The organism is Streptomyces sp. R21, assembly GCF_041051975.1.
Classification (GTDB): Bacteria; Actinomycetota; Actinomycetes; order Streptomycetales; family Streptomycetaceae; genus Streptomyces.
In genome coordinates this window covers 9,219,728-9,246,422 of sequence record NZ_CP163435.1, presented here as the reverse complement: position 1 = coordinate 9,246,422, position 26,695 = coordinate 9,219,728, and the positions used below count along the sequence as shown (strand labels likewise).

The following is a 26,695-nucleotide window of genomic DNA, read 5'->3' as shown; positions in this document are numbered from 1 at the left end:
GTGATCCCCCACACTTAGGGCTCAGGTCATAGTGGCAAACCACGTGGGTTCGTCGGCGAGCGCCTGCTTGATCCGGAACCGGCTGTGCTCGTTGAGTTCGGGCAGCGCATCCACGTCGAACCAGGCCACCTGCAACGACTCGTCGTCGTTGACACGCGCCTCACCACCGACGGCCCGGCATCGGAAGGTGATGTCCGTGAACTGGCAGATGTCGCCGTTCTCGTAGGTGACGGGCTTCAGCGACTTCACCGAGACGATCCGCTCGACTTCGCAGCGGACCGCGGTCTCCTCGTACACCTCGCGTATGGCACAGGCCGCAGGCTGCTCGCCGGGTTCCGGGATCCCGGCAAGCACCGCCCACTCGCGGTTGTCCGCGCGCTGTCCGAGCAGCACTCTGCCCTCGTCGTCGAAGACCACGGCGCTCACGCCGGGAAGGGTGAGGAGCTGGTGGCCCGCTGCGGCCCTGATGGTGCGGATGAAATCGGGAGTAGCCATGCACCGACCCTAACGGGCCTTTCCCGTCAGCCGCGTTGACCCGATCAACTCCCCCGGGCCGTCCCCGTCGCCGCAGTCGTGCTAGGCGGCGCTGTCCCGCCGCGCGCGGACCACCGCGGTCCCCGCCCAGCCGAGGCCACCCGCCGCGAGCAGTACGAGGACCATCTCGGGCAGGATCCCGAGGCGCGTCGCGGGCGTCTCGGAGGAGCGCAGCGGCACCTTCTGCACGAGCGAGTCCGCGACGAACATCCCGGTCTTCTGCGTGATCTTCCCGTCGGGCATGATCACGGCGCTGACGCCGCTGGTCACCGGCACCGTGACGGTGCGGCTGTGTTCCACGGCGCGGACGCGGGACATGGCGAGCTGCTGGTAGGTCATCTCGCTGCGGTCGAACGTCGCGTTGTTGCTGGGCACGGAGATCATCTGGGCGCCGTCGGTGACGGTGCCGCGCACGGCCCAGTCGAAGGCCGCCTCGTAGCAGGTGGCGAGACCGACCTTGGTGCCGTCCATGGTGAACACGCCCGGCTTGGTGCCACGGCTGAAGTCCTGGCGCACCATGGTCGTCCAGTTCTTGTTGATGGCACCGAGCAGGGAGCGCAGCGGAAGGTACTCGCCGAACGGCTGGACCTGCCGCTTGTCGTAGGTGTCGACGGCGCCCTTGTCCGGGTCCCACAGGATCTGCTCGTTGTAGAGTTTGCCGTCCCGCTCGACGACGCCGCCGACCGAGATGGGCGCGCCGATCGCGCGGGCCGCGCCCTCGATCACGGCGGCCGCGTCGGCCTCCTTGAAGGGGTCGATGTCGGAGGAGTTCTCCGGCCACAGGACGAAGTCGGGCTGCGCGACCTTGCCCGCCTTCACCTTGGCGGCCAGCCGCTCGGTCTCCCGTGCGTGGTAGTCGAGCACGGCGCGTCGCTGGGAGTTGAAGTCGAGTCCCGCGCGCGGCACATTGCCCTGGATGACGGCGACGGTCGCCGTCCCGTTCTCGGCCTTGTCGCTCACCAGAGTGCGGGCGGCGAGCGCCCCCACGACGGGAACGGCCACGCTGAGCAGCGCCGCCGCGGCGGCTCCGCGGTGCAGGACACCGGTGCGCCGGCCGTCAATGACCTGGCGGACGACTTCGTACAGCCCGAAACCGCAGAGCACGACGGCGAAGCCCAGCACGGGAGTTCCGCCCACCGCCGCGAGCGGCAGGAAGACGCCGTCGGCCTGGCCGAAGGCGATCTTGCCCCAGGGAAAGCCGCCGAAGGGTGCACGCGCGCGTGCCGCCTCGCCGGCGATCCACACGGCTGCCGCCCACACCGGCCACGCGGGCAGCCTGGAGACGAGGGTGATGCCCGCGCCGACGAGCGCGACATAGACCGCCTCCACGGCGACGAGAGCCAGCCACGGTCCCGGGCCGACCTCGACGCCGGTCCACACGAGCAGCGGCAGCAGGAACCCGAGGCCGAACAGATAGCCGAGCCCGAGGGCGGCCTTCCAGGTGCGGCCGCGCAGCGACCAGCCGAAGACGGCGAAGGCGGGCAGGGCGAGCCACCAGAGGGTGCGCGGCGGGAAGCTCACGTACAGCAGCACTCCGGACAGCGCCGCTGCGGCGGCCGGAACGAGCCGTCGCGCCAGTCTGGCCCCGCGCGAAAGGGGCGTGGCCTGGGGTTCGAGCTGTTCCGGCTCGTCTATGGCGGTTGCTGTGGCGGTCACTCGGGGAGTGTACGGCGCGTGACCTTGGCACCGACAGCGCGGTGGGACAAGGCTCGGTGAGAATCCGGCTCCGGGCGCGGGTACTCCTCGCGTTCGGGAGGATGCCGAAGCCGAGGAGAATCTGGCCCTCGGCGGCCGCTGCTGCAACGTTCCTGCGCAACTCATCCACAAACCGGCGCATCACCCGTTACCGTGTGCCCGAGCCTCTGACGTGCGGCCGGATGCGGCCACGGCGCTCGGGGCCCGTCAGTAAGTCGGGGGGCGACGGGGTGGGGTCCACGGGTACGACATCCGCGGCCGGTGCGACGGCCGCGAGCGAGAGACGCAACATCGCGGACGCCGCGGGCATGGTCGTGCTCGCGGCCTGTGCGGTCTGGTCGTTGATCACGGCCGCCGCGCACGACGGGCGGCCCGAGGGCGTGCTCCTGGCCATACTGGCCGTGGCCGCCGGGTACGCGGCGGGCCGGATCACCGGAGCACTGCTGCCGGTCGCCGCCCCCGGCGTGGGTGCGCTCGCCGGACTCGGCCTGGCGCTCGCCGCCCCGCACACCACGCCCGGCCCGCAGATGACCTCGCCGCTCGGACACACCGGTGCGACGGCCGCCCTGCTGGCCCTGTCCGCGGGAGCCGCCTGCTGTGCGGCCTGGGCGGCGGGGCCGTCGGTGCTGCGGGTCGCGCTGCGGCTGCTGGCCGCCGGGATCGCGGTGAGCGCGGCGGTGCTGGGCTCCACCACGGGTTTCGCGCTGTGCGCCGGGGTACTGCTGTGCTCGCTCGCCGCCGACCGCATGCATCGCCGTGCCCTGGGCCTCACGGGCCTGGCGCTCACCGCGGTACTGGTGGCCGGTGCGAGCTGGGCCGTCGCCGAAAACGCACTCCCGGACGGTCTGACCGTGTCCCTGGAGGGCCCGCTCACCGAGCACCGGGTGCTGCTGTGGCAGGACGCGCTGCGGCTGGCCCGCCAGGAGCCGGCGCTCGGCGCGGGGCCCGGGCGCTTCGGAGAGCTCAGCCCGACGGTCGCTCAGTCGGTGACGCCCGACGGGAAACCGCACTCGGCACCGCTCCAGCAGGCGGCCGAACAGGGCCTGGTCGGTGTGGTGCTGCTCGCCGCGGTGTTCGGCTGGGTCCTGTACGCGCTGTGGCGTACGCCGCGGCCCACACCGGTCGTGCTGACGGCGGGCGCTGCCCTGACGGCGCTGGCGGCCATCGCGACGGTCGGCGACGCGCTGAGCTTCACGACGGTGACGGCGGGCGCGGGCCTGCTCGCGGGGTTCGCGACGGCGCGACCGCTGGTGGACGAGACGACGGAGGGAGACCCGCGCACGGACGGGCGGCCCCGTGGCAACCGACTGGAGTCATGACCCGACTTCGGGGCACGGAAACACCGGCCCGAGGTCAGTGGGCGGCGCCGGACGTGGTCGCCCGCAGGCGGTCACGGATGATCTTCACGGCCGCTTCGGCGTTGTCCACCGTGATCGTGAAGGTGTGGCCGTCCCCGAGGCGGAGCACCACGCCCTCGCCGCGCCGGACGATGACGGCGGTCCCCTTCTCGGGCCGCCAGCGGTAGCCCCACCCGCCCCACTGGCGAGGGGTGACCCGCGGCGCGAAGTCGGCGCCGACGACGTGCGACAGAGGGATGCGGCGGCGCGGCAGCCCCATGTGGCCGCAGCGCACTTCGAGGCTGTCCTTGTCGACCCTCACGGCGACGTGCACGAAGGCGAGTGTGCCGAACAGAACCAACAGTCCCGCGGCGATGCACCCGACGACGGACATGGCGAGCGCGGCCACACCCCCCGTCCACGCGGAGTCGACGGCCAGCTCGATGCCCAACGCCAAGCAGGCGGCGCCGGCGAGCGCGGGCAGCCACTGGACGCGGTTGGTGGCGCGCCCGGTCCAGATGTCGGGGTGCGCGCTCGTCTCGCCGCGGGGGTGGTCCCTCATGCCTATGAGACTACTCAGATTCCGCACCGCGGGCACCGGCTTGCGGAGTGTGACTGCTCCGGGTGGGCACCTTTCGTACGCTGCGCGCCCACCCGGCGACCGATGGTCAGTGGGCGGGACTGACGGCCTGAAGCTCACGGCCTTCCGCGTACGACAGCGCGCTCGCCGGCAGTGCGGCAGGCTGCCCGCCGAGGAGCACCGTGAGCGAGCCGACGGCGGGGGCCTCGGGGTCCGGGCGCTCGCCGATGCGGCGCAGTGCCTGGGCCGCGACCGCCCCCGCGGAGCCATGCAGGACGAGCGGCGGGAGGCCGGGCTGCTGGACGGCGGCGCGGATCTGATCGGCGACCAGCTCGTAATGGGTGCAGCCCAGGACAACGACCCTTACATCCGGCGGGGTGAGCGCCGCGGCCGCGGCGACCGCGGCGTCGATGGCCGCCTCGTCCGCGTACTGCACGGCGTCGGCAAGCCCGGGGCACGGCACCTCGGTGACGGCCACGCCGTCGGCGAACTCCCTGATCAGACCGCGCTGGTAGGGACTGCCGGTGGTGGCGGGCGTCGCCCAGATCGCGACGGGGCCGCCGCTCGAGGCGGCCGGCTTGATTGCCGGAACCGTGCCGATGATCGGCAGGTCGGGCTCGAAGCGGGCCCGCAGCGCGGGCAGGGCGTGCACGGACGCGGTGTTGCAGGCGACGATCAGCGCCTCGGGCCGGTGCGCGGCCGCTGCCTCCGCGATCGCGAGCGAGAGCCCCGTCACGTCCTCCGGGGTACGCGGTCCCCAGGGCAGGGTGTCGGGGTCCGAGGAAAGGATGAGATCAGCGTCGGGCCGCAGACGGCGAACCGCGGTGGCCGCCGCGAGCAGTCCGATTCCGGAGTCCATCAGTGCGATCTTCACCCGGTCACCATAGACGATCCGCCTCAACGGGCCCTCGGAGTGGGGCAGACTGCGGCAGGTGAGCGCCGTTGTGTGGACCGCCGTCGGATCTCTGGCCGCCTGGGTGTGGCTGCTGCTCGGCCAGGGCTTTTTCTGGCGTACGGATCTGCGACTGCCGCCGCGCCGCGAGCCTGACACCTGGCCGTCCGTGTGCATCGTCGTACCGGCTCGGGACGAAGCCGCCGTTCTGCCGCAGAGCCTGCCGTCGCTGCTGGCGCAGGACTATCCGGGGCAGGCCGAGGTCTTCCTCGTCGACGACGGCAGTTCGGACGGCACCGGGCAGCTGGCGCTCGATCTGGCGCGCCGGCACGGTGGGCTGCCGCTCACCGTCGGCTCGCCCGGGGAGCCGCCCGCGGGCTGGACCGGCAAGCTGTGGGCCGTACGGCACGGAATCGCCCTGGCACGCGCGCGTGAACCCGAATTCCTGCTGCTGACCGACGCCGACATCGCCCACGACCCCGACAGCCTGCGAGAGTTGGTGGCGGCGGCGCACACCGGGGGCTTCGATCTCGTCTCGCAGATGGCCCGGCTGCGCGTGGAGAGTGTGTGGGAGCGGCTCGTCGTGCCCGCCTTCGTCTACTTCTTCGCGCAGCTCTACCCGTTCCGCTGGATCGCCGTGCGGGGCGGGCGAACGGCAGCCGCGGCGGGCGGCTGCGTGCTGCTGCGCACGGAGGCGGCCGAGCGGGCGAGGATCCCTGACGCCATCCGGCACGCCGTCATCGACGACGTGGCGCTGGCGCGTGCGGTCAAGGGCAGCGGGGGCCACATCTGGCTGGGGCTCGCCGAGCGGGTGGACAGCGTGCGCCCCTACCCCCGGCTGCACGACCTGTGGCGCATGGTCTCGCGCAGCGCGTACGCCCAGCTGCGGCACAGTCCGCTGTTGCTCGCCGGAACGGTGCTGGGCCTCGCGCTGGTGTACCTGGTGCCGCCGGTGACACTCGTCGTGGGCCTCGTGGCGGGCAGCGGCGCGGCCGCGGCCGCCGGGGGGCTCGCTTGGCTGGTCATGACCGCGACGTACGTGCCGATGCTGCGCTACTACCGCCAGCCGCTGTGGCTCGCTCCGCTGCTGCCGGGCACCGCGTTCCTGTACCTCCTCATGACGGTCGATTCCGCGGTGCAGCACTACAGGGGGCGCGGTGCGGCCTGGAAAGGCCGCACCTACGCACGTCCGGACACCGCCCTCGACGAGCGCTGAGCGGTCACTTCCTGCCGGGGGTCCAGTTCATGCCCCACCCGTAGGCGTAGTCGACGGTGCGCTGCGGGCTGACACCACGCTCGGGAACCAGGTAGCGGGCCTCGCGCTGGACGATCAGGTCGCCGGCGTTGCTGGTGATGAGTGCGAGTGCGCAGACGGTCGAGGGCACGGTGCACTCGTCCAGCGAGAAGTCGATCGGCGCGCCGTTCAGCGGCTGGAGGGTGACCGTGGCGTGCAGGTCGGCGAACGACCGCGCGCCTTCGTAGATGGTCACGAAGATCAGGATGCGCCGGAAGTCCTGCTTGTGGTCGAGATTGATGGTCAGGTTCTCGCCGCTGGTCACGGCGCCGGTGCGGTCGTCCCCGTCGAGATGGATGTACGGCGGCTGGTGCAGCGCTCCGAAGGCGTTGCCGAGTGCCTGGACGACGCCCTTGCGGCCGTCGGACAGCTCGTACAGGGCGCACAGGTCGAGGTCGAGATCCGAGTGGTTCGCGACGGCCCGGCCCCGCTTGCTGCCCCACCCCGAGAACTGCTTGCGCACCTCCCAGTTGAGGTTCACGCGCATGCCGCCCGAGGTGCCGCCCTGCTTGGTCAGCGAGACGGAGGGCGCCTCCTTGGTGAGCGTCACCTTGGACAGGCGGACCGGTGCCGGAGGGGCCGCGGGCGGGGCGGGCGGTGGCGCCATCACGGGCGGCGGCACGGTGGCGGGGAAGGCCACGGGCGGGGGCGGGCCGTCCACGCGGGCGCCGGGGGCGGGCGGCGCGCCGAAGGGCTGCCCGGCGGGCGCCTGCGGGGCGGCGGGCGGTGCCGTGTGCTGCGGCTCGTCCACCGTGATGCCGTAGTCGGTGGCCAGTCCTTCGAGTCCGCTGCTGTAGCCCTGTCCGACGGCGCGGAACTTCCAGGCGCCCTGGCGCCGGTAGAACTCGCCGAGCACGAACGCGGTCTCGACGCTCGCGTCGGTGCTGTCGAACCGTGCGATCTGGGTCCCCTGCCGGTCGTCGAGCACCTGGATGTACAGGCCCGGCACCCGCCCGAAGGAGCCGCCGTCCGCCGAGGCGGCCAGGATCACGGTCTCGACGGCGGGCTCCACGCGCGCGAGGTCGACGAGCAGCGAGTCGGTCACCTGCCCGCCCGAGTTCTGCTTTCCCACGTGCCGCACCGCACCGGAGGAGTGCACCGGCTGGTTGTAGAAGACGAAGTCGCCGTCCGAGCGGACCTTGCCGGAGACCAGCAGCAGCGCGGAGGCATCCGCGTCCGGCACCCCCGGTCCCGTCCGCCACCCCAATTCGACGCGCAACGCGCTCGTCGGCACCGGGACATTCGATCCCTTAGGCATTGACATGTACGCCCCCCTCACGTGTCACCCCGCCAGGCCGCGCCTCGGGCAATCGATCAGATTCGTTCGAGTCAACCTATTCCCCACGGCCGCGAACGCCCATCACCCGGCCCCGAAGATCGGACGCCAACCGACGGTAACCCCCTGGGAACTCGGCCTTTACACGATCCGAACGCAGGTCGGTGCCCTTTTTTGCCGAGTTCGCTCGCATTGGGGATCCCGAGTCACTGCGGACACGGAAAACAACCCTCTTATCGGTCTCCCCAACCAGCACATCGTGGGCTTACCTTATGTGCCATGACCTCCCCCCGCTCCACCTATGGCGGCGGTTACTACTCCGCGCCGTCCTTCCCGGACACCCCGATCTACGACTCGCTCGTCGCCGAGCGGGGCACCCCTCAGATCGCCCCGATCCGGGTTCCCGCCGAGTACGCCATGGGCAGCCACCTGCCCGCGCTTCCGTCGGCGCTCCCCGCTCTGCCGGCCGGGCCCTCCCAGCAGGCCCCCTCGTACGGCTACCCGCAGGCCCAACAGCCCGCACCGCTGCAACAGATGGCGCCCGCGCCCTACATCCCGCAGCAGGCCGGCACCCCGCGCGGTTACCCCGGCGCCCAGCCGCAGCAGCAGCGCCCGATGGCGACGGGCACGGGCTACGAGGCGATGCGCCCCGCGGCTCCCCGCCCCGCTCCGGCTCCGTACCAGGATCCGTACAACGGCCAGCAGTACCGAGGTTACTGAGGGGACCGAAGCCCCGGTCCCCGCCTCGGCTCCTCGGGGGAAGCCGACGGTCAGCCGACCAGGTGACGGTGAGCCCGAAAAGCGCAGTACACCGGCCATATGGCGCAATCGCTTCTATCCTGGAGGTCACACCACCACGCCGGCGCCGAGGCGGGCAGCACATGAGGAAACCGCAGATCGACTACGCGGCGGTCTTCCATGCCCTGCCCGGCATGGTGGCGCTGCTCACGCCCGATCTGGTGTACGCCGACGCCAACGAGGACTTCCTGAGGCTGGCCGGGCGCACCCGTGAGCAGCTGCTGGGTCGCTACATCTTCGATGTCTTCCCCGAGAACCCCAATGATCCGGCCGCGACCGGCATGCACGACGTCCGGACGTCGATGCTGCGCGTGGTGGCCACCGGTGAACGCGACACCATGGCACTGCAGCGCTATGACGTCGAGGATCCGCAGCGGCCCGGTCAGTGGCAGGAACGCTACTGGAGCCCGATCAACGCGCCCGTCGCCGACCCGGACGGGCAGGTGGTGCTGATCGTGCACCGGGTGGAGGAGGTCACCGAACTCATCCGCGCCCGCGGCGGGCCGGGTGACGCCGTCCGGGTGCGCGGCGGGCCGGGTGAGGCCGACCGGGCCCGCGTCCTGGAGGCCGAGCTCTACACACGCGCCCGGGAACTCCAGGAGGTCAACGAAAGGCTGCGCCGGGCCCATGCCCGCGAACGCGAGGTCGCCCTGGCCCTGCAGGAAGCGCTGCTGCCCGCTCACAAGCCCTTCGGGGAGCACCGGGCGGCCGTGCGCTACCAGCCCGCCATCGGCGCGCTGAACGTGTGCGGGGACTGGTACGACCTGGTCAGCCTGCCCGGCGACCGTATCGCGGTCGCCGTCGGCGACGTCGTCGGCCACGGCCTCAGAGCCGCCTGCGTCATGGGACAACTGCGCAGCGCGCTGAGCGCGGCCGCACGGGTCGCCGAGGGGCCGGCCCACGCGCTGGAGGTCCTCGGGCTGTACGCCCGCTCTGTGGAGGGCGCCGAGTCGACGAGCGTGGTGACCACCTTCATCGACTGGGAGAGCCACACCATCACCTACAGCAGCGCCGGCCATCCACCGCCCGCGCTGCTCCACCCCGACGGCACCGTGGTCTTCCTCGACCAGGCCACCGACCCGCCGCTCGGCGCCCGCCCCGAACACGTCGGCCGCCCGCAGGCGCGCGTGCCCTTCGCCGAGGGCGGCACCCTGGTCCTGTACACGGACGGGCTGATCGAGCGCCGTCAGGAGGACATCGACACCGGCCTTGCCCGGCTCGCCGACTCCCTCAACCGCCACCGGCGCGCCGCCCCCGAGCCCCTGGCCGACGCCCTCCTGGCCGACCTTCTCCCACCCGGCGGGAACACCGATGACACCGCTCTGGTCGTCATCCGTCTGTGATCCCGCCCCCCTGTGCGTGACGCTCGGAGGCGCCGGCCGGGCCTACGGCCACGGTGACTGCTAGGCCAGGACGGCCGGCCTGAGCACGTCTTCGCACCACTGGCGGAAACCGGTGGGCGCGGACTCGGGTGTGCTCGGCGCCACGACGCCGTAGAAGCCCTGGTCGTCCAGGGCGTCGACCATGTCGGCCAGCCCCTGTGCCCAGGCCTCGCTCGCCCCGAAGCGCAGCATCCTCGCCCGGTAGTCCGCGCTGCTGGTCCGCTGGACGCGCACCGGACGATCCAGTACCTCGGAGAGGGCCTGTGCCATACCTTCGGGCGACAGTTCGTCGGGGCCGACCAGCGGGACGTCGCCCTGCCCGGTCCAGGAACGGTCGAGCAGCAGCCGGGCCGCCGTTGCGGCGATGTCGCGGGTCGCGCAGGTGCGCAGAACGCGGTCCTCCGGCGCCGCGATGAAGAACACTCCCGTGTCGCGGATCGACGGTGCCTGGCGCAGCAGGTTCTCCATCAGGAAGGGCGGGCACAGCGCCCGGTAGTGCACGCCCATGGCACCGATCGCCTCGTCCATGGCGAGCGACGCCGATATCTGACCGGCGTTCTTCGCCACTCCGCGGCCCAGGGTCGAGACGCCGACGACCCGCTCGACGCCCTGGCGTCCGGTCACCTCGCGCAGAGGCTCGGTGAAGTCGCGGAAGTGGCCCTCGACGCTGTCGGCCGAGGGGATGGGCGGCACCAGCCAGAAAAGACGGTCGGCGCCCGAGCAGGCTTCCTTCAGTACGGCGGGATCGGCGTGCGATCCCCGGACGACCTCGACGTGTCCGCGCTCGACGTGTTCGCGCACCCGCTCGGAGAGACGGTCGGGGTCGCGGGCGATCACCCGGATCCCCGCCCCGTCGTGCGGAGCGTCGAGGAGGTGGTGCAGGACCTCCTGGCCGATCTGGCCGGTCGGGGTGGTGACGACGATCATGAACAACTCCAAGGGATACGGTGCTGCAACGGATGCCGTCGAGCCTGCTGCGTGGCCCGCCCGAACTGAAGGACCGATCCGCTCCCGCTTGTTACCCTCAGAGCAATACCGAGCAGAGGGGGAACGAGCGTGGAATCCCGCCCGCTGCGCTACTTCGTCGCCGTCGCCGAGGAACTCAACTTCGCCCGCGCCGCCGAGCGGCTGGGCATCTCGCCGCCGCCCCTGTCCCGCGCGATCCGCAGGCTGGAGACGGAGTTGGGCGTCACCCTCTTCGAGCGGACCACTCACAGCGTGGCGCTGACCCCGGCCGGAGCGGTGCTCCTCACGGAGGCGCGGATCGCCCTGGACGCCCTCCAGGCCGCCGGGCGGCGCGCGCAGCGCGCGGCCACCACCGAGCCGAAACTGGTGCTTGCCGTCAAGGCCGACGGGGACGCGGGGCTGCTGGAGCCGATCCTGGCGCGCTTCGCGTCCGAGCCGGAGGCCGTACCGGTCACCATCCGGCTGTGCGGCTGGCACGAGCAGCCGCGCCTGCTGCGCCTGGGCGAGGCCGACGCGGCGCTGGTCCACGAGCCCTTCGACCGCACCGGTCTGGACACCGAGACGCTGGTGACCGAACCGCGTGTCGCGGCCCTCTCCGCCACCCATCCGCTCGCCGCCCGGGACCACCTGGTCCTCGCCGACCTCGGCCTGCGCCCCGGCGACCTGCACCAGTACCTCCACGAGCTGCGCAACGAGGGCCGCGACCTCGCCCAACTGCTCGCGCTCGCCGGTCTGGGCAAGGTCGTCCCCCTGCTGCCCGCGTCGGTCGCCGCCCGCTATCCGCGTCCGGGTGTCGTCTACCGGCCGGTCCGGGACGCCCCGCTCGCGGTCCTCGCCATCGCCTGGCCGCAGCAGTCCCGGTCGACGGCCACGGCGTCGCTCGTCCGCACCGCCGCGTCCGTGGCCGACGCCGTACGGGACGGGCAGGGTGACCTCGCCGCCCGCTGACCTCTCCGTGCCGGTCTGTCGGTGCCTGCTGGCACCATGGCGTCATGGGGAACGCTGAGCTGCACTCGATCCACGTCCATCCGGTCAAGGCCTTCCGGAGCCAGTCGCGCCGAGAGGCCGTCGTGGAGCCCTGGGGGCTGGCCGGAGACCGCCGCTGGGTACTGATCGACGGCGAGGGAAAGGTCGTCACGCAACGCCAGCAGCCGCGCCTGGCACTGGCGGCCGCCGAGCTGCTGTCCGACGGCGGGATACGGCTGTCCGCGGCGGGGCGGGCGCCGGTGACCGTCCGCGTTCCGGAGCCGATCGGCACGACGACGCTGGACATCTTCGGGGACAAGGTGGAAGGGATCCTCGCCGACGCCGCCGCGCATGAGTGGTGCAGCGCGTATCTGGGCGCGGACGTGCGTCTCATCCACATGGACGATCCCGCCACGCGTCGCCCTGTCGACCCGGAGTTCGCGCGCCCGGGCGAGACGGTCAGCTTCGCGGACGGGTATCCGCTGCTGGTGACCACGCTGGCCTCGCTGGACGCTCTCAACTCCCTCATCGCGCAGGGGGATCACGCGGGCGAAGGGCCGCTGCCGATGAACCGGTTCCGGCCGAACCTGGTGCTGGCGGGCACGGCGGCCTGGGCCGAGGACGACTGGTCGCGCATCGCCGTCGGCGAGGTCACCTTCCGGGTGCCCAAGATGTGCGGCCGCTGTGTCGTGACCACCACCGACCAGGGAACGGCCGAGCGCGGCAAGGAACCGTTGCGCACCCTGGGGCGCCACCGACGCTTCGGCAAGCAGCTGGTCTTCGGGCAGAACCTGGTCCCCGAGTCCCCCGGGACGGTGCGGGTGGGGGATCCGGTCACGGTCCTCGGATGACCCCGCCGTCGGGAACCCCGGCGCCGGGCATGCTCGTTGAGGCTGTGTGAGAAGTTCATGAGAGGCCCGCGGGAAGGGTGATTTCGCTCTCTCTTCCCGCGGCTCGCGCGTGAACGGCTCAGCCGGGGGTTATCACGGACGCGGAGGGCGGAAGGGGGTGCGGATCGGTGCGAGCGATGCCCGGACTCTGGCGTTGGCGGCACAATCCGCTGCGCCGCACGACCGATCTGGTCGAGGCCTGGCTGGCCCTGGCGGGCCTGTTGCTGATCCTCGTCATCACGCCCGTGATCGGCGCCGTCGTCGGAGCCGTCGCCCAGGACGCTCTGCAGCAGTCCGTGCGCGACCAACGACAGGCCCGCCACGAGGTGATGGCCACGGTGGTCAGAAAGCTGACCCGTGCCCCGCTGGATCCCGACCCGGAGACCTCCGCGACGCGCGACGCGCACAGCCGTGTGTTCGCCGACTGGACCGCACCGGACGGCACCGCGCAGCACGGCGCGGTCCTGGCAGACCTCAAGTCCCCGCACCGCGGCGACCACTTCGCCCTCTGGACCGACGGGCACGGCCGCATAGTGGGCCGCCCGCTGGACTCCGCCACCGCCACCACGCACGCCGTGCTGGCCGGGATCGGCGCCGCCGCGCTGGCCGCGAGCGTGGTGGAGGGCAGCAGACGGCTGATCGTCTGGCGCATGGTCCGTCGCCGTTACGACCGTTGGGACCAGGCCTGGGCCAAGGCGGGCCCCGACTGGGGCAGGACCGGCACCGGCAGCTGACAGGCTTCCCACTCCGGTCAACCCACCGTCTCCGCGCACGCTACGGTGGACCGGCCGGACTGTTCGGCACCGTCGTGAGAGGCAGGCCGTGATCCCGACGGGGTTTCAGGACGGCCTCGCACGACCCGCGTACGACGAGGTGGGGACAGAACAGCGCCATGGCACAGGGCACGGTCCAGGTGACGCACACCGGCACCTCGCGGTGGCGACGCCGCACGGGAGAGTACGCATCGCTGGCCGCCGCCCTGGAGGCCGCGGCCGATGGCGACGTCCTCACCGTCGCTCCCGGCACCTACCGGGAGAACCTGGTGGTGCAGCGGGCGGTGACGCTGCGCGGCCCCGAGGGCTCCCCCGGTTCGGTGCGCATCGCGCCGGTGGACGGAGTACCGCTGACCGTGCGCGCCTCCGCCGTGGTGCAGGATCTGCATGTGGAGGGCCAGGACTCCGCCGCGCCGGCCCTGCTCGTCGAGGAGGGCACTCCCGAGCTGCTCGACGTGCGGATCGTCACCCGTTCCGCCGCCGGGATCGAGGTGCGCGGCGGCGCCCGCCCGACGGTGCGCCGCTGCACCGTCGACAATCCGGCCGGTGTCGGCATCGCCGTACTGGACGGCGGTGGTGGGGTGTTCGAGGAGTGCGAGATCGTCGCGGCCGGCCAGGCCGGGGTCGCCGTACGCGGTGGCGGACACCCGCGGCTGGAGCGCTGCCGCGTGCACCACTCCTCCGGCGCCGGTCTGTCCGCGACCGGCGAGGGCTCCGCTCTGGAAGCGATCGGCTGCGAGGTGTACGAGGTCAAGGGCTCCGGGGTGCAGATCACCGCGCGGGCCACGGCGCACCTCACCGACTGCGATGTGCACCGTACGACCGCGGACGGCGTCACCCTCGACACGGACGCGGTGCTCACGCTCGCCGACTGCCGTATCCACGACATCCCGGAGAACGCGGTCGACCTGCGCTCCCGCTCGGTGCTCACCCTGACGCGCACCAGCGTGCGGCAGTTCGGGCGCAACGGCCTGTCGGTGTGGGACCCGGGCACACGCGTGGACGCCAACCAGTGCGAGATCTTCGACAGCACCGGCGACTATCCCGCGGTGTGGGTCAGCGACGGTGCCACCGCGGTGCTCGACTCCTGCCGGGTGCACGACGTGCCGGACGCCCTGTTCGTCCTCGACCGCGGCTCGCGTGTGGACGTCGTCGACAGCGATCTGTCGCAGGTGCGCAACACTGCGGTGTCGGTGAGCGACGGCGCGACCGCGCAGCTCGACGACTGCCGGATCCGGGACGCCGCGACCGGCGCCTGGTTCCGGGACCACGGCAGCGGCGGCACCCTGTCCGGCTGCACCGTGGACGGCACCCAGACCGGGATGATCGTCACCAAGGGCGCCGATCCCACCATCGAGCGGTGCACGGTCACCTCGCCCGCCGAGGCGGGCTTCTATGTGTCGGCAGGCGGCCGCGGCAGCTTCCACAACTGCCGGGTGACGGGCAGCGGGGGCTACGGCTTCCATGTGATCGACGGCTGCCGCGCGACGCTGAAGAAGTGCCGTACGGAGCGGTGTGCCCGGGGTGGGTACGAGTTCGCCGACGGCGGCGGCGCGAACGCGGGCGCGGGCCCGCTCGTCGAGGACTGCACCAGCGACGAGAGCGCCGGACTGCGGTCCCCGGCGCAGGAGACCGCCGTAGCAACGGCGTCCCAGTCCTCCGGCCTGCTGGGCGCGATCCCGGGACAGCGGACCACCGAGCAGTCGCCGCTGGTCACCGCCCCGGAACCCGAGCAGCCGGCGCGGACGTCGAAGGCCGTCCTCGGTGAACTCGACACCCTGGTGGGCCTGGAGAGCGTCAAGCGCGAGGTGCGGGCCCTCACCGACATGATCGAGGTGGGCCGACGCCGCCAGCAGGCGGGGCTCAAGGCGGCCTCCGCCCGGCGCCATCTGGTCTTCACCGGCTCCCCCGGCACCGGCAAGACCACGGTGGCGCGCCTGTACGGCGAGATCCTGGCCTCACTCGGGGTGCTGGAGAAGGGCCATCTCGTCGAGGTGTCCCGGGTGGACCTGGTCGGCGAGCACATCGGCTCCACCGCCATCCGCACCCAGGAGGCCTTCGACCGGGCGCGCGGCGGGGTGCTGTTCATCGACGAGGCGTACGCGCTGTCGCCGGAGGACTCCGGCCGCGACTTCGGCCGTGAGGCCATCGACACGCTGGTGAAGCTGATGGAGGACCACCGGGAGGCCGTGGTGGTGATCGTCGCGGGCTACACGGCTGAGATGGAGCGCTTCCTGTCCGTCAACCCCGGTGTGGCGTCCCGCTTCTCACGGACCATCACCTTCAGCGACTACGTCCCCGAGGAGCTGCTGCGGATCGTGGAGCAGCAGGCCGAGGAGCATGAGTACCGGCTCGCCGAGGGCGCCTCCGAGGCCCTGGTGAAGTACTTCACGGCGATCCCGAAGGGCCCCGCGTTCGGCAATGGCCGCACCGCGCGGCAGACCTTCGAGGCGATGGTGGAGCGGCACGCGGGCCGGGTCGCCCAGCTCGCGGAGCCGAGCACGGACGACCTCACCCTGCTCTACGAGGAGGACCTGCCGGAGCTGCCCTGAGTCCGGTTGTCGGTGACGCCGCGTTCCTGGCCGTCGCCCTGCGCGCGCGGGGCCGGCACATCCGGCCTGAGCCGTGCCAGCAGCCGCTCGCGCTCCTCGGCGAAGGCCGGGTCGGCCTGATAGTCGGAGTGTCCGAGGATCGGTGCGGGCAGCGGGTGCTCGGCTGTGCGGCCGTACGCGAGGGGGTCGCGCAGTGGCTCCCGGTCGACCTCGTGGCCGCAGTCGCCGGGCAGCCGGACGGGGCCGCCGATGGGGTCGGTGAGGCGGTGCAGGTTGCGCCAGCAGTCGACCTCGTGGTGCAGGGAGCTGAGGGCGGCCGGGCCGAAGTGCGCCGGGAACCACCGCCCGTACAGGCGCTCCAGCGGTGAGCCGTAGGTCAGCAGCGCGACCCGCTTGCGGACCGACGGCTTCAGCTGCCAGGCCGCGGCGGCCGCCAGCACACTGCCCTGGGAATGCCCCGACAACACCAGCCGCCCGCCGTTCGTGCGGGTCCAGGTGACCATGCGCCAGGTCAGGTCCGGCACCGCCCGCTCGGCGTAGCAGGGCGGTGCGAAGGGGTGGGCGGCGCGTGGCCAGAACGTGCCGACATCCCACAGGATGCCGATGGTGCGTCGGGCCGAGGGGTCCTTGTAGGCGCGGCGGCCCCAGGTGACGAAGAGTATGAAGCCGAAGCCGATCAGCCAGGATCCGAGTGCCTGTGCGGTTTCGGCGCCGCCCTGGACGACGTCGTACGACCCCTGCGCCGCCTCTCCCGGAGCGTCCTGCGTCGTCAGGGCGCCGGCCAGGGCCCCCGCGCCGAACAGCAGCGTCACGGAGGCGGTGATGCCGACCAGGAGGGGCGCTCGGTCGGTCAGGGCGGCCATCGCGCGGGTGCTCGCGATGCGGCGGGTGCGGGCGGCGTCCTTGGGCTCGCCCTGGTAGTCGAGTTCCACGGTGCCCATGTCGGCGCGTCGGCGCTGCCAGGTGCGCCAGGCCAGCCAGGTGCAGAGGGCCGCCAGCACGAGCAGCAGCGGCGGGATCACGGATGCCTGCCAGGTGAGCAGGACGGGCGGGCCCAACACCGTCTCGTGGGTGCCGTCGAGCCAGTCGGCGACGCGCTGGGCGACGCCTCCGGACATCACGCCGCCGAGCGCACAGGCCAGCGTGGCGACTGCGGGACCGGCCTGGCCGCGCAGGGCGGTGCGCGTGTCGGGGTGAGTGCGGTAGAGGATGCGGGCCGCCAGGGCGAGGGCGACGACCAGCAGGCCCTGGACGAGGGCGATGCCGCCGAAGGTCATGTCGCCGGGCAGTCGGCCTTCCGAGTGCCAGCGCGGGCGGGACCAGCCGGCGTACAGCAGGGTCAGGGCGAGCAGGGCGAGCGAGCCCGTCGGCAGCCAGCGCACCAGGGTTTTGTCCAGTTCCTGGTCCATCCGGCGTTCGGTGCGGCCTCGCCGGCAGACCACCCAGACCACAACGACCGTGCCCACCACGAGCGTTGCGTCCAGGAGCCAGCCCAGCGACTCCAGGACGGCCGGGCCGCCGGAGCGGCGGTCGTAGCGGGCGGCGGAGGTGCCCACCGCGGCGGCGACGGTCAGGAAGCCCGCGGCGGTGTGGGCGGCACGCAGCCGGGCGACCAGGCGGCGCCCGTACCAGAAGCCGGGGCGGCCGAGCCCGGTGCGGCCGGTCTCCTCCTCGGGTTCGGCGCGGCGCGACATCGGCTGCTGGGACTCGTACGCGCTCCAGGTGCGGTGGGACAGATACCAGAGCAGGCCCGTCAGCGCGGCGGGCACCAGGCAGGCCAGGGCGAGGCGGCGCCCGGGCTGACTCCACCAGCCGTTGCCGGAGCCGGCCGGGGAGAGGAAGCCCAGCCAGGAGTGGCGCTGGGCGCACGCGGGAGTACCCGCGCACTGCCAAGCCGTCAGGTCGAGGGCGACCTCACAGGCGGCGGCGACCAGAAGCACGGTCAGGGTGAGTCCGGCGAGCCGGACGAGCAGCCCGTACAGGCGGACGGTGCGGCGGCGGCCGCGGGTGGTGGGGCGCATCCAGTGGGCGAGGTTGACCACCATGAAGGGCAGGAGCAACAGCCACAGGGCGCGGGCGCCGTTGCCGGAGGTGAGGTTGCACCAGACGTACGCCTCGGGCACCGGTCTGCCCCGGTAGTCGTCGGGCCGGGCCTCCGCGTCGGCGTCGTCGACGCGCCGGTAGACGGCCGCTGTCGCGTCGCCGGTGATCCGGACGGTGCGCGGATCTCCGAGCATCTCCTCGGGTGTGGTGCCGCCGACCCCGTGGACCAGGAGTTCGAGGGCGGTCTCGGCCGTTTCGGGCCCCTTTACGGGGCCGTCGGGCTCCCCCGTCGTGCCATGTTCCTGTGCACGTTCCACTGTTCTGCACTTCCCCCGTGCCGTGTGTGGCGTGTGTCATGTGCAGGCACAAGAATCTCCCCATCGAGGGGTCCCTACACCTATGGTCACGGAATCTCCCCGATACGTGTGACAGTGGCGTACGAAAGATCACGGAGTGAAGGGAACGGGCTGTGGCGCGACCTGCGGCAACCCGTGCGAGGATGGGGCGGCCTCCGCGCCCCGGACGGGGAGAACGTCCTCGTCGGAGCGGGTTCGGACGGCGAATCGGGGGGTTGGGATGTTGGGACGAAAGGAACCGGAGCGGACGTGAGTGAGAATCAGAACCTCCTCGCGGAGCAGCGCCGCGCCCTGATCCTCGACGAGGTACGGCGCCGCGGCGGGGTCCGTGTCAACGAACTCACCCGCAAGCTCGGCGTCTCCGACATGACGGTCCGCCGCGATCTCGACGCGCTGGCCCGCCAGGGCGTGGTGGAGAAGGTGCACGGCGGTGCGGTGCCGGTGGTCGAGGCGAGCACGCACGAGCCCGGCTTCGAGGCAAAGTCCGGTCTGGAGCTGACCGCCAAGGAGGACATCGCGCGGGCCGCGGCCGAACTGGTCGCGCCGGGCACGGCGATCGCCCTCTCCGGCGGTACGACGACCTATGCGCTGGCCCATCAGCTGGTCGACGTCCCCGATCTGACCGTGGTCACCAACTCGGTGCGGGTCGCCGATGTCTTCCACTCGGCGCAGCGCACCTCCGGTCAGCGGCAGGGCGCGGCCACCGTGGTGCTGACCGGCGGCGTGCGCACCCCCTCCGACTCGCTGGTGGGGCCGGTGGCCGATCAGGCCATCGCCGCCCTGCACTTCGACGTGCTGTTCCTGGGTGTGCACGGCATATCGGTCGAGGCCGGCCTGTCGACTCCGAACCTGGCGGAGGCCGAGACCAACCGGCGGCTGGTGCAGTCCGCACGGCGTGTCGTGGTGGTCGCCGACCACACCAAGTGGGGCACGGTGGGCCTGAGTTCGTTCGCCGCGCTGGAGCAGGTCGACACGCTGGTGACGGATGCCGGGCTGGCGACGGAGGCACGCGCGGAGATCTCCGAGCACCTCCGGCGTCTGGTGGTGGCCGGTGAGCCCGGGAGCGGTGCAGACATCTGACGGTCCGCCAGCTATGGTGACGCTGCCCGTTGAGCGTCCGCTTCCGTCTGGGACTCCGTTCCCGTAGGGGGTCTTCGTCCATGGCTCGCCGTCTGCGCCCGGTGGGGCTCGACTTCATCCGGACCGCTCCGCTGCGTCTGGTGTTCGCCCGGGTGGTGGCCGCGCCGCCCGAGGCCGTGTTCCACGCTTTGGCGGAGGATGTCGAGGGCTGGTCCGAGTGGTTCTGGGCGGTGACGTCCGCCCGGCGGAGCGACTCCGGACGCGAGGTCCGGCTGCGGGGCGGCACACGCTTCCAGGAGACGGTCCTCGTGGCCGACTCCCCCGAGGTGTACGCCTACCGCGTGGACGTCACCAACGCGCCCGGAGCCCGCGCCCTGGTCGAGGAGTGGCGGCTGACGCCCGACGGCACGGGCACGCGCGTGCAGTGGACGTTCGCCGCCGACGGCAGCGCTCCGTTCCGGTTCGCCCTGAGGCTGGCGCGGGTGGGGATGGGCCGCGCGTTCCGCGACGCGGTCACCGCGCTGGACCGGCGGTTGGCATCGGCGGCTGCGTGAGCCTGCTTGACGGCGGGCCTTGATCTCGGCCCGATCGCGGACCTCGGCACCTTCGTGGCAGAGGCCTTCGGGCGGCGTGACGGAGGTGCTCGGCACCGGACCGTCGGAGTCGCTGGGCGCCGGTATGACAGAGGGCACCGGCCCGTTCCGGACGGCGCTGCCCGGCACTTGGCAGACGGGACCCTCGGCATCCACCCGGCCTTGGCTGTCGGCGTCCGCCCCACCGAGGAGCTCGGCACCGGCATGCCGGCTGCGCTCGACACCGGCCCGACGGAGCGCCCCGGCACTCGGCAGACGGGGCCCTCGGCATCCACCCGCCCGAGAACCTCAGCAGCCGCCTGCCGGAGACCCACGGCAGGGGCATGCCGGAGGCACCCGGCACTCGGCCGACGGAAGTCCACCACATCCACCCGGCCGAAGTCCTCGACACGGCCTCGCCGGATGTCAGCCCGGCCAGACGCCCGTCTCCAGCAGCGAGGCGATCGCCGTGGTGTACGGCGCGATGTCCAGGCCCTGGTCGGCCAGCCAGGCGTCCGAGTAGTACTTGTCGAGGTAGCGGTCGCCCGGGTCGCAGAGGAGGGTGACCACGCTGCCGGTGCGGCCCTCGGCCACCATCTCGGCGACGATCTTCAGCGCGCTCCACAGGCCCGTGCCGGTCGACCCGCCCGCCTTGCGGCCGATGGCCTGCTCCAGCGCACGTACGGCGGCGACGCTCGCCGCGTCGGGGACCTTCATCATCCGGTCGATGGCGCCCGGCACGAAGCTCGGCTCCATGCGCGGCCGGCCGATCCCCTCGATGCGCGAGCCGCAGTCGGTCGTCACGTCCGAATCGCCGGTCGTCCATCCTTCGAAGAAACACGAGTTCTCCGGATCGGCGACACAGATGCGGGTGTCGTGCTGCATGTAATGCACATAGCGCGCGAGGGTCGCCGAGGTGCCGCCGGTGCCCGCCGTGGCGACGATCCACGCAGGCTCGGGAAAACGTTCCAACTCCAGTTGGCGGAAGATGGATTCGGCGATGTTGTTGTTCCCGCGCCAGTCCGTGGCCCGCTCGGCGTAGGTGAACTGGTCCATGTAGTGGCCGCCGGTGTCGACCGCGAGGGCGGCGGACTCCTCGTACATCTTGCGGGGGTCGTCCACGAAGTGGCACTGCCCGCCGTGGAATTCGATCAGGCGGCACTTCTCGGCGCTCGTCGTGCGTGGCATGACCGCGATGAAGGGGACGCCGATGAGTTTCGCGAAGTACGCCTCCGAGACGGCCGTCGAACCGCTGGACGCCTCGATCACCGGGCGGTCGGGCCGGATCCAGCCATTGCACAGGCCGTACAGGAACAGCGAGCGGGCGAGCCGGTGCTTGAGGCTTCCGGTCGGATGGGTCGACTCATCCTTCAGGTACAGGTCGATGCCCCATTTCTCGGGCAGCGGGAAGCGCAGCAGATGTGTGTCGGCAGAGCGGTTGGCGTCGGCCTGGACCTTGCGCACGGCCTCTTTGAGCCAGCCCCGGTACGCCGTGTCGCTGTGGTCGACGTCCAGGGTGGATAGAGCTGCGGCGGTCCGTGCCTGCTGAGGGGTGCTCATCGGCGGGGCTCCTTCGGGATTGTGCCGACGCCGGTTCGAGCGGTCGGACGCCTCGATCATAAACACCTTCCGCACGCTTCTCACCTGCATAAACACACCTTTGAGCACCCCAAAGGAGCGCCTGGGGGGAAAGGGGTAGGGCGGTGCGGGGGCGCATTCGCCGGGAGTGCTCCCACCGCGTGTCGCCGGGTCGTCGTACGCACTGGTGCTCGACGCCGCGTGCGTGCAGACTGCACCGCACGGGACCACCGTCCCGGGCGGGGTGCACACTGGATCACGACCCATGCGGATCTCGACGGGGCACATCCGAACAGCGCACAAGGGGGCGGGGCATCATGGCGGAGCCGGAGTTCACGGCCACGGGAGTGCGGATCGGGAAGAGGCTGCGCTCGCTCACCCGGGCCGGTCAGGTCCGGATCAGCGACGGCAGGCTCGAGTTGCTCACCAGTTACGGCAGCGAGATCGACAGCGCGCCGGTGCAGGCGGTGCGCGCGTCGAAGCCCTGGTTCGCGCACGAGGACCGGGCGTTGGCCGACGTCAACGGAACGCGCTACCTGCTCACCCTCGGCGAGCACGATCCCGCGCCGGGCAAGCCGGGGCCGCCCTCTGCGCGCCGGTTCATCGAGGCCGTACGCAAGGCGGCGGGGCGCAGCGGTTAGGCAGGGCGCAGGTCTGCTCGCGCACAGCGGCTCACCGGGCCGCGAGTTGCAGGACCGCATCCCCTGAGTCACGCTGTTCTCACATCACTCTGGGTTTACCGGCGATAACGCTGCGAACCAGCCCGCCGGCCACCACAGCAGGCGGCCGTTCCACTCAGCCACTCTGCTGGATCCGATCCTCCGTCTTCTTCCGGACCTCAATTCGGGGAGTCGCAGCCGTGATCAGCCAGCCAAGCAGGCACTGCACGGTGGAGCTCCAAGCCCTGCCGTCGCGGATCGGCCAGGTCCGCAGAATCGTCTCTGCGCAATTGCGCTACTGGCATCTGGACCCCTTGATAGACCCGGCCGCGCTCGGTGTGACCGAGCTCCTGACCAACGTCCACCGGCATGCCCAGCCCGACAAGCTGTGCACCGTGGAGATCGAGCTGCTGCTCGACCGGCTCACTGTCTCGGTGCACGACCACGATCCGCGCCTCCCCGAGGTGACGGACGCGGATTCCTTCGCCACCTGCGGACGCGGCCTCTCCCTGGTCGCCGCGGTGAGCGAGAGCTGGGGAGTGCGCCCGGACGGCGAGTCGGGCAAGGTCGTCTGGTTCACGCTTCCGGCACCGGCACCCGCGGTGGCGGTACCCGTCCGTCCGCCGTACGACACGGCCCGCGAGAGCACCCGCAGGCACACGATCGACGGACGCAGGCCCGGACACGCTCCCGCCCGGTCGGCCGTTGCCGGCTGACCGGGCGGTGACCAACTCCGCAGGCGGCTGCGTCACTCGGTGGCGATGGCGCGCAGCACGTCCAGGCGCGCCGCCCGCCGGGCCGGACGCAGGCCCGCGAGGGCGCCGGCCGCGAGGCCCACCAGCGCCACCACGACCAGCTGGAGCGGCGGCACCGCGAAGGCGAACGCGCTGTCGCTGGCCCCGTCGGAGGCCTCGACGAGCACCCAGCCGAGGAACGCGCCGAGCGCGAGTCCACCGGTGGTACCGAACGCGGCGACCAGGACCGACTCCCAGCGGACCATGGCGCGCAGCTGCGCCCGGGTCTGTCCGACGGCCCGCAGCAGGCCCAGTTCGCGCGTGCGTTCGTGGATGGCGAGCGTGAGGGTGTTGGCGATGCCGAGCAGTGCGATGAGCACGGCGAGCGCGAGCAGTGCGTAGACCAGGGTGAGCATCATGTCGATGCCGCCGGCCGAGGACTGCGCGTACTCGTGGCGGGTCTGCACCTCGGGATTGCCGTACTGCGCCGCCACCTTCTTGACCGCGGCCTTGCCCTGGTCGATGCTCACGCCGTCCTTGAAGGAGACGGCGACGAGGGTGTCGGAGTCCTGGGTGCGGTGCGGGGCCCAGGCGGCGCGGGTGATGACGTAGTCGCCGGCGAGTTCCGACTGTCCGTAGACCGCCCGGACGGTGAACTTCTCCTGCTTGCCGTCGGTGAAGGTGAGCCGGGTGGTGTCGCCGGTCTTCAGGTGCTGTTTGTCGGCCTCCGCCTTGGTGATGGCGATGCCGTCGGTGCCCAGGTCGTCGAGGGAGCCGCGGACGGCGCCCAGGTCGAAGACCTTCCCGAGGGTGACCGGGTCGGTGACCGTCAGCGCGCGTCCCTTGTCGTCGACTTCGGCGACGCCGCGGCCGAGGCCGACGGCGTCCTCGACGGCCGGCTGGCTCGCGATCGCGGGAGCCAGCTTCGGGCTGAGCCCGCTGCCGCCCGCGCCGAAAGAGGGGGTGCTGACCGCGACGTCGCCTGCGAACGACCGGGAGACGGTCTGGTCCATGGTCGCCTTCAGCGAGGCGCCGAAGACCGTGAACAGGGAGACGACGGCAACGCCGATCATCAGGGCGCTGGCAGTGGCGGCCGTCCGCTTCGGGCTGCGCAGGGCGTTGCGCCGGGCGAGACCGCCCGTGACGCCGCGCAGCTTGTCGAGCGGGGCGCCGAGGGCCCGTACGGCCGTGGAGGACGCGACCGGGCCGAGGACCACGAACGCGGCCAGGGCCAGCACGGCGCCGAGCCCGGCCAGCCACAGGGACGGGGTCACGAGGACGCCGCCCAGCGTGCTGCCGACGGCCAGCGCGGCCAGGCCGCCGCCGATGACGGCGCGGGTGCGGGAGGCCCCGGACTGGTCGACGGCCGTCTCGCGCAGCGCGGCCAGCGGTGCGGTGCGTCCGGCGCGTACGGCGGGCAGCAGCGCGGAGCCGAGGCAGACCACGACGCCGACGGCGAGCGGGAGCAGCATCGACAGGCCGCTGATCACCAACGCGCCGTCGGGGAAGGGGAATCCGATGGCCGGGAACAGTGCCTGCAGTCCCGCCGCGATGCCGATGCCGCCCGCGAGACCGACGGCCGAGGCGGCGACGGCGACGACGCTCGCCTCGACGAGGGTCGAGACGGTGACCTGGCGGCGGGAGGCGCCGAGGGCGCGCAACAGGGCGTTCTCGCGGGTGCGTTGGGCGACGACGATCGCGAAGGTGTTGTGGATGGAGAAGGTCGCCACCAGCAGGGCGATGCCGGAGAACACCAGCAGGAAGGTCGTGAAGATGGTCAGGAACTGGCTGGAGATCATGTCGGTGTTCTCCTGGGCCGACTCCTGGCCGGTGATCGCCTCAACTCCCTTGGGCAGCACGGGCGTCAGCTTGTCGACGAGTTCCTGCTGACTGACGCCGGGCCCGGCCCGTACGCGCAGGCTCGCGGCCTCGCCCGGCTTGGCGGTGAGGTACTTCTCGGCGTCGGCCTGGGTCATCCCGGTGAACGTCACCTGGGCCATGCCGTCCTCGCCGCCGAAGGTCGCCAGGCCCACGACGGTCACCTTGACGGGGTCGGGGGTACGCAGGGTCGTGGTGTCGCCGATCTGCAGGTCGCCCTTCTTGGCGGCGCCCCGGTTGACGACGACCTCGCCGGACTTCGACGGGGCGCGGCCTTCGGCTAGTTCGTACGCGTTGAGCTTGGTGTCGTCGATCCAGTTGCCCGCGAGGGTGGGCGGTCCCTGGCCGCCGATGGGCTTGCCGTTCGAGCCGACCAGTTGGCCCGCGCCCTCGATGTCGGGCGCGGCGGCCGCGACACCCGGGGTGTTCTCGATCGTCTTCACCAGGCCGATGTCGACAGGCTGGCGTACGCCCTGGCTCTCGCCGGGTGTGGTGATGGTGTCGGCGCTGCGGACGACGGCGTCGGTGCCGCTGGTCGCGTCGCCGAACATCGTGTCGAAGCTGGCTCGCAGTGTGTCGCCCATGACCAACGTGCCGGCGAGGAAGGCGACTCCGAGGAGCACCGCCAGGAAGGTGCCGGCGAAGCGTCGTTTGTGGGCGCGCAGCGACGAGGTGCTGATGCGCACGGACGCGTTCATGACGGCGCCCCCTTGCTGTCGAAGGCCTTCATGCGGTCGAGGACCCTGTCCGCGGTCGGGGACTCCATACGGTCCACGAGGCGTCCGTCGGCGAGGAAGACGACCTCGTCGGCGTGTGCCGCGGCGACCGGGTCGTGCGTGACCATCACGACCGTGCGGTCCATCTGGCGCACCGCGCGGCCGAGCAGGTTCAGTACTTCCTCACCGGAGCGCGAGTCGAGGTTGCCGGTCGGCTCGTCGGCGAAGACGACATCGGGCTGCCCGGCGAACGCCCGTGCCACGGCGACGCGTTGCTGCTGCCCGCCGGAGAGCTCGGCGGGGCGGTGGTGGAGCCGGTCACGCAGGCCGACGACGTCGACGAGCGCGTCGATCCACTGCCTGTCCCCCGTGCCGCCCGCCAGGTCGATGGGCAGCGTGATGTTCTCGGCGACCGTCAGCGTCGGAACCAGGTTGAAGGCCTGGAAGACGAAGCCGATCCGGTCGCGGCGCAGCAGGGTGAGGCGGCGGTCGTCTAGCGTGCTCAGTGCGGTGTCGCCGATGAACGCGGCGCCGGAGGTGAGGGTGTCGAGGCCCGCCGCACAGTGCATCAGGGTGGACTTGCCGGAGCCCGAGGGGCCCATGATCGCGGTGAAGCGCCCGGCCGGAAAGCCGATGCTCACCCCGTCCAGGGCCCGCACGGCGGTGTCGCCGGAGCCGTACACCTTGACGGCGTCGGCGACACTCGCGGCATGACGCGTGGCGGTCGTGGTGGCCTCGACCGACGGGCTGCTCATGCCGCACCGCCCTTGCCCAGGCGCCCGAACTGCTCGTCCAGGACGGACAGCCGACCCCAGTACTCGTCCTCGTCGATCTCGCCGGAGGCGAAGCGGCGGCCGAGCACGTCGATCGGGGAGTCGCTCCGGGGCCGTACGTCGTCCATCGCGCGCCACGGTCCGAGCGGTCCGCGACGGCCGCGCCAGACGGTGCGGCGCAGGACGGTCACGACGCCGATCACGACGGCCGCCCAGATCAGCGGGAAGAACAGAATCCACGGGCCGGGCCCGCCGTCCCAGTTCGCCAGGGTCTGCATCTCAGTCATCTCCTCGGTGCGTTTCTCGTGATGACTTGAGGCTCGCTCCGGGAGGGGGTCCGAGTCGTCGTACGGCCAGCGGCAGTGCGCGTA

Annotated in this window: 23 protein-coding genes; 12 read left to right on the top strand and 11 right to left on the bottom strand. The window is 72.0% G+C overall.

Annotated elements, in window-relative coordinates; genetic code table 11:
• Positions 1 to 21 precede the first annotated feature (21 nt).
• Both AB5J56_RS41385 and lnt read right to left on the bottom strand, forming a co-directional pair.
• Positions 22 to 495 carry an NUDIX domain-containing protein gene (locus tag AB5J56_RS41385; RefSeq protein ID WP_369241024.1) on the bottom strand — a complete coding sequence of 158 codons (474 nt, stop codon included), beginning with the start codon at positions 493 to 495 and terminating at the stop codon, positions 22 to 24.
• 81 nt (positions 496 to 576) lie between these two features.
• A complete protein-coding gene (gene lnt, locus AB5J56_RS41380; RefSeq protein ID WP_369241022.1) occupies positions 577 to 2,190 on the bottom strand; it encodes an apolipoprotein N-acyltransferase in 1,614 nt (537 codons plus the stop codon).
• A 347-nt stretch (positions 2,191 to 2,537) separates the two neighbouring features.
• Between lnt and AB5J56_RS41375 the strand changes: the two genes are divergently transcribed.
• Positions 2,538 to 3,548 (top strand): O-antigen ligase family protein, encoded by a 1,011-nt coding sequence (locus AB5J56_RS41375; RefSeq protein WP_369243086.1) that lies wholly within the window; start codon positions 2,538 to 2,540, stop codon positions 3,546 to 3,548.
• 34 nt (positions 3,549 to 3,582) lie between these two features.
• Here the strand turns inward: AB5J56_RS41375 and AB5J56_RS41370 are convergent, their stop codons facing one another.
• Together AB5J56_RS41370 and AB5J56_RS41365 are read right to left on the bottom strand one after the other, a co-directional pair.
• Positions 3,583 to 4,128 carry a hypothetical protein gene (locus AB5J56_RS41370; RefSeq protein WP_369241020.1) on the bottom strand — a complete coding sequence of 182 codons (546 nt, stop codon included), beginning with the start codon at positions 4,126 to 4,128 and terminating at the stop codon, positions 3,583 to 3,585.
• 106 nt (positions 4,129 to 4,234) lie between these two features.
• Complete coding sequence (locus AB5J56_RS41365; RefSeq protein WP_369241018.1) at positions 4,235 to 5,020, bottom strand: glutamate racemase; 786 nt, start codon at positions 5,018 to 5,020, stop codon at positions 4,235 to 4,237.
• Between the two features lie 58 nt (positions 5,021 to 5,078).
• Here AB5J56_RS41365 and AB5J56_RS41360 point away from each other — a divergent pair, with 58 nt between their 5' ends.
• Positions 5,079 to 6,254, top strand: a complete 1,176-nt coding sequence (locus tag AB5J56_RS41360) for a glycosyltransferase (protein WP_369241016.1) — start codon at positions 5,079 to 5,081, stop codon at positions 6,252 to 6,254.
• A gap of 4 nt (positions 6,255 to 6,258) precedes the next feature.
• On the opposite strand, the gene AB5J56_RS41355 is transcribed toward AB5J56_RS41360, so the two are convergent.
• Positions 6,259 to 7,596, bottom strand: a complete 1,338-nt coding sequence (locus tag AB5J56_RS41355; protein WP_369241014.1) for a TerD family protein — start codon at positions 7,594 to 7,596, stop codon at positions 6,259 to 6,261.
• 291 nt (positions 7,597 to 7,887) lie between these two features.
• On the opposite strand from AB5J56_RS41355, the gene AB5J56_RS41350 reads away from it, so the two are divergent.
• Both AB5J56_RS41350 and AB5J56_RS41345 read left to right on the top strand, forming a co-directional pair.
• A complete protein-coding gene (locus AB5J56_RS41350; RefSeq protein ID WP_369241012.1) occupies positions 7,888 to 8,328 on the top strand; it encodes a DUF6643 family protein in 441 nt (146 codons plus the stop codon).
• Positions 8,329 to 8,489: 161 nt separating this feature from the next.
• A complete protein-coding gene (locus tag AB5J56_RS41345) occupies positions 8,490 to 9,749 on the top strand; it encodes a PP2C family protein-serine/threonine phosphatase (protein ID WP_369241010.1) in 1,260 nt (419 codons plus the stop codon).
• 60 nt (positions 9,750 to 9,809) lie between these two features.
• Here the strand turns inward: AB5J56_RS41345 and AB5J56_RS41340 are convergent, their stop codons facing one another.
• Entirely contained in the window at positions 9,810 to 10,715 is a 906-nt protein-coding gene (locus AB5J56_RS41340; protein WP_369241008.1) for an NAD(P)H-binding protein, read from the bottom strand.
• A gap of 129 nt (positions 10,716 to 10,844) precedes the next feature.
• Between AB5J56_RS41340 and AB5J56_RS41335 the strand changes: the two genes are divergently transcribed.
• From AB5J56_RS41335 to AB5J56_RS41320, 4 genes are all read left to right on the top strand, one after another.
• A complete protein-coding gene (locus AB5J56_RS41335) occupies positions 10,845 to 11,702 on the top strand; it encodes a LysR family transcriptional regulator (protein WP_369241006.1) in 858 nt (285 codons plus the stop codon).
• Between the two features lie 44 nt (positions 11,703 to 11,746).
• Entirely contained in the window at positions 11,747 to 12,571 is an 825-nt protein-coding gene (locus tag AB5J56_RS41330; RefSeq protein WP_369241004.1) for an MOSC domain-containing protein, read from the top strand.
• A 176-nt stretch (positions 12,572 to 12,747) separates the two neighbouring features.
• On the top strand, positions 12,748 to 13,344 hold the full coding sequence (locus AB5J56_RS41325) for a hypothetical protein (RefSeq protein ID WP_369241002.1): 597 nt from the start codon (positions 12,748 to 12,750) through the stop codon (positions 13,342 to 13,344).
• Positions 13,345 to 13,502: 158 nt separating this feature from the next.
• Positions 13,503 to 15,935, top strand: a complete 2,433-nt coding sequence (locus AB5J56_RS41320; protein ID WP_369241000.1) for a right-handed parallel beta-helix repeat-containing protein — start codon at positions 13,503 to 13,505, stop codon at positions 15,933 to 15,935.
• On the opposite strand, the gene AB5J56_RS41315 is transcribed toward AB5J56_RS41320, so the two are convergent.
• The gene (locus AB5J56_RS41315) at positions 15,905 to 18,172 is read right to left on the bottom strand and encodes a hypothetical protein (protein WP_369243084.1); all 2,268 of its coding nucleotides are present in this window, start codon (positions 18,170 to 18,172) and stop codon (positions 15,905 to 15,907) included. The two genes, AB5J56_RS41320 and AB5J56_RS41315, sit on opposite strands and share 31 nt — an antisense overlap.
• Before the next feature lie 411 nt (positions 18,173 to 18,583).
• Between AB5J56_RS41315 and AB5J56_RS41310 the strand changes: the two genes are divergently transcribed.
• Together AB5J56_RS41310 and AB5J56_RS41305 are read left to right on the top strand one after the other, a co-directional pair.
• A complete protein-coding gene (locus tag AB5J56_RS41310) occupies positions 18,584 to 19,414 on the top strand; it encodes a DeoR/GlpR family DNA-binding transcription regulator (RefSeq protein ID WP_369240998.1) in 831 nt (276 codons plus the stop codon).
• An 80-nt stretch (positions 19,415 to 19,494) separates the two neighbouring features.
• Positions 19,495 to 19,968, top strand: a complete 474-nt coding sequence (locus AB5J56_RS41305) for an SRPBCC family protein (protein WP_369240996.1) — start codon at positions 19,495 to 19,497, stop codon at positions 19,966 to 19,968.
• Positions 19,969 to 20,412: 444 nt separating this feature from the next.
• On the opposite strand, the gene AB5J56_RS41300 is transcribed toward AB5J56_RS41305, so the two are convergent.
• Positions 20,413 to 21,546, bottom strand: coding sequence for a PLP-dependent cysteine synthase family protein (locus tag AB5J56_RS41300; protein ID WP_369240994.1), 1,134 nt, complete (start codon positions 21,544 to 21,546; stop codon positions 20,413 to 20,415).
• 335 nt (positions 21,547 to 21,881) lie between these two features.
• Here AB5J56_RS41300 and AB5J56_RS41295 point away from each other — a divergent pair, with 335 nt between their 5' ends.
• Both AB5J56_RS41295 and AB5J56_RS41290 read left to right on the top strand, forming a co-directional pair.
• Positions 21,882 to 22,205 (top strand): hypothetical protein, encoded by a 324-nt coding sequence (locus AB5J56_RS41295; RefSeq protein WP_369240992.1) that lies wholly within the window; start codon positions 21,882 to 21,884, stop codon positions 22,203 to 22,205.
• A gap of 218 nt (positions 22,206 to 22,423) precedes the next feature.
• Positions 22,424 to 22,939: an ATP-binding protein gene (locus AB5J56_RS41290; protein ID WP_369240990.1), complete on the top strand. Its 516-nt coding sequence runs from the start codon at positions 22,424 to 22,426 to the stop codon at positions 22,937 to 22,939.
• Positions 22,940 to 22,971: 32 nt separating this feature from the next.
• Here the strand turns inward: AB5J56_RS41290 and AB5J56_RS41285 are convergent, their stop codons facing one another.
• The 3 genes from AB5J56_RS41285 to AB5J56_RS41275 are packed head-to-tail and all read right to left on the bottom strand — an operon-like array spanning position 22,972 to position 26,602.
• Positions 22,972 to 25,533 (bottom strand): ABC transporter permease, encoded by a 2,562-nt coding sequence (locus tag AB5J56_RS41285; protein ID WP_369240988.1) that lies wholly within the window; start codon positions 25,531 to 25,533, stop codon positions 22,972 to 22,974.
• The gene (locus AB5J56_RS41280; RefSeq protein WP_369240986.1) at positions 25,530 to 26,306 is read right to left on the bottom strand and encodes an ABC transporter ATP-binding protein; all 777 of its coding nucleotides are present in this window, start codon (positions 26,304 to 26,306) and stop codon (positions 25,530 to 25,532) included. Before AB5J56_RS41280 ends, AB5J56_RS41285 begins: the two co-directional genes overlap by 4 nt.
• On the bottom strand, positions 26,303 to 26,602 hold the full coding sequence (locus tag AB5J56_RS41275; protein ID WP_369243082.1) for an SHOCT domain-containing protein: 300 nt from the start codon (positions 26,600 to 26,602) through the stop codon (positions 26,303 to 26,305). Before AB5J56_RS41275 ends, AB5J56_RS41280 begins: the two co-directional genes overlap by 4 nt.
• Between the last annotated feature and the right edge of the window lie 93 nt (positions 26,603 to 26,695).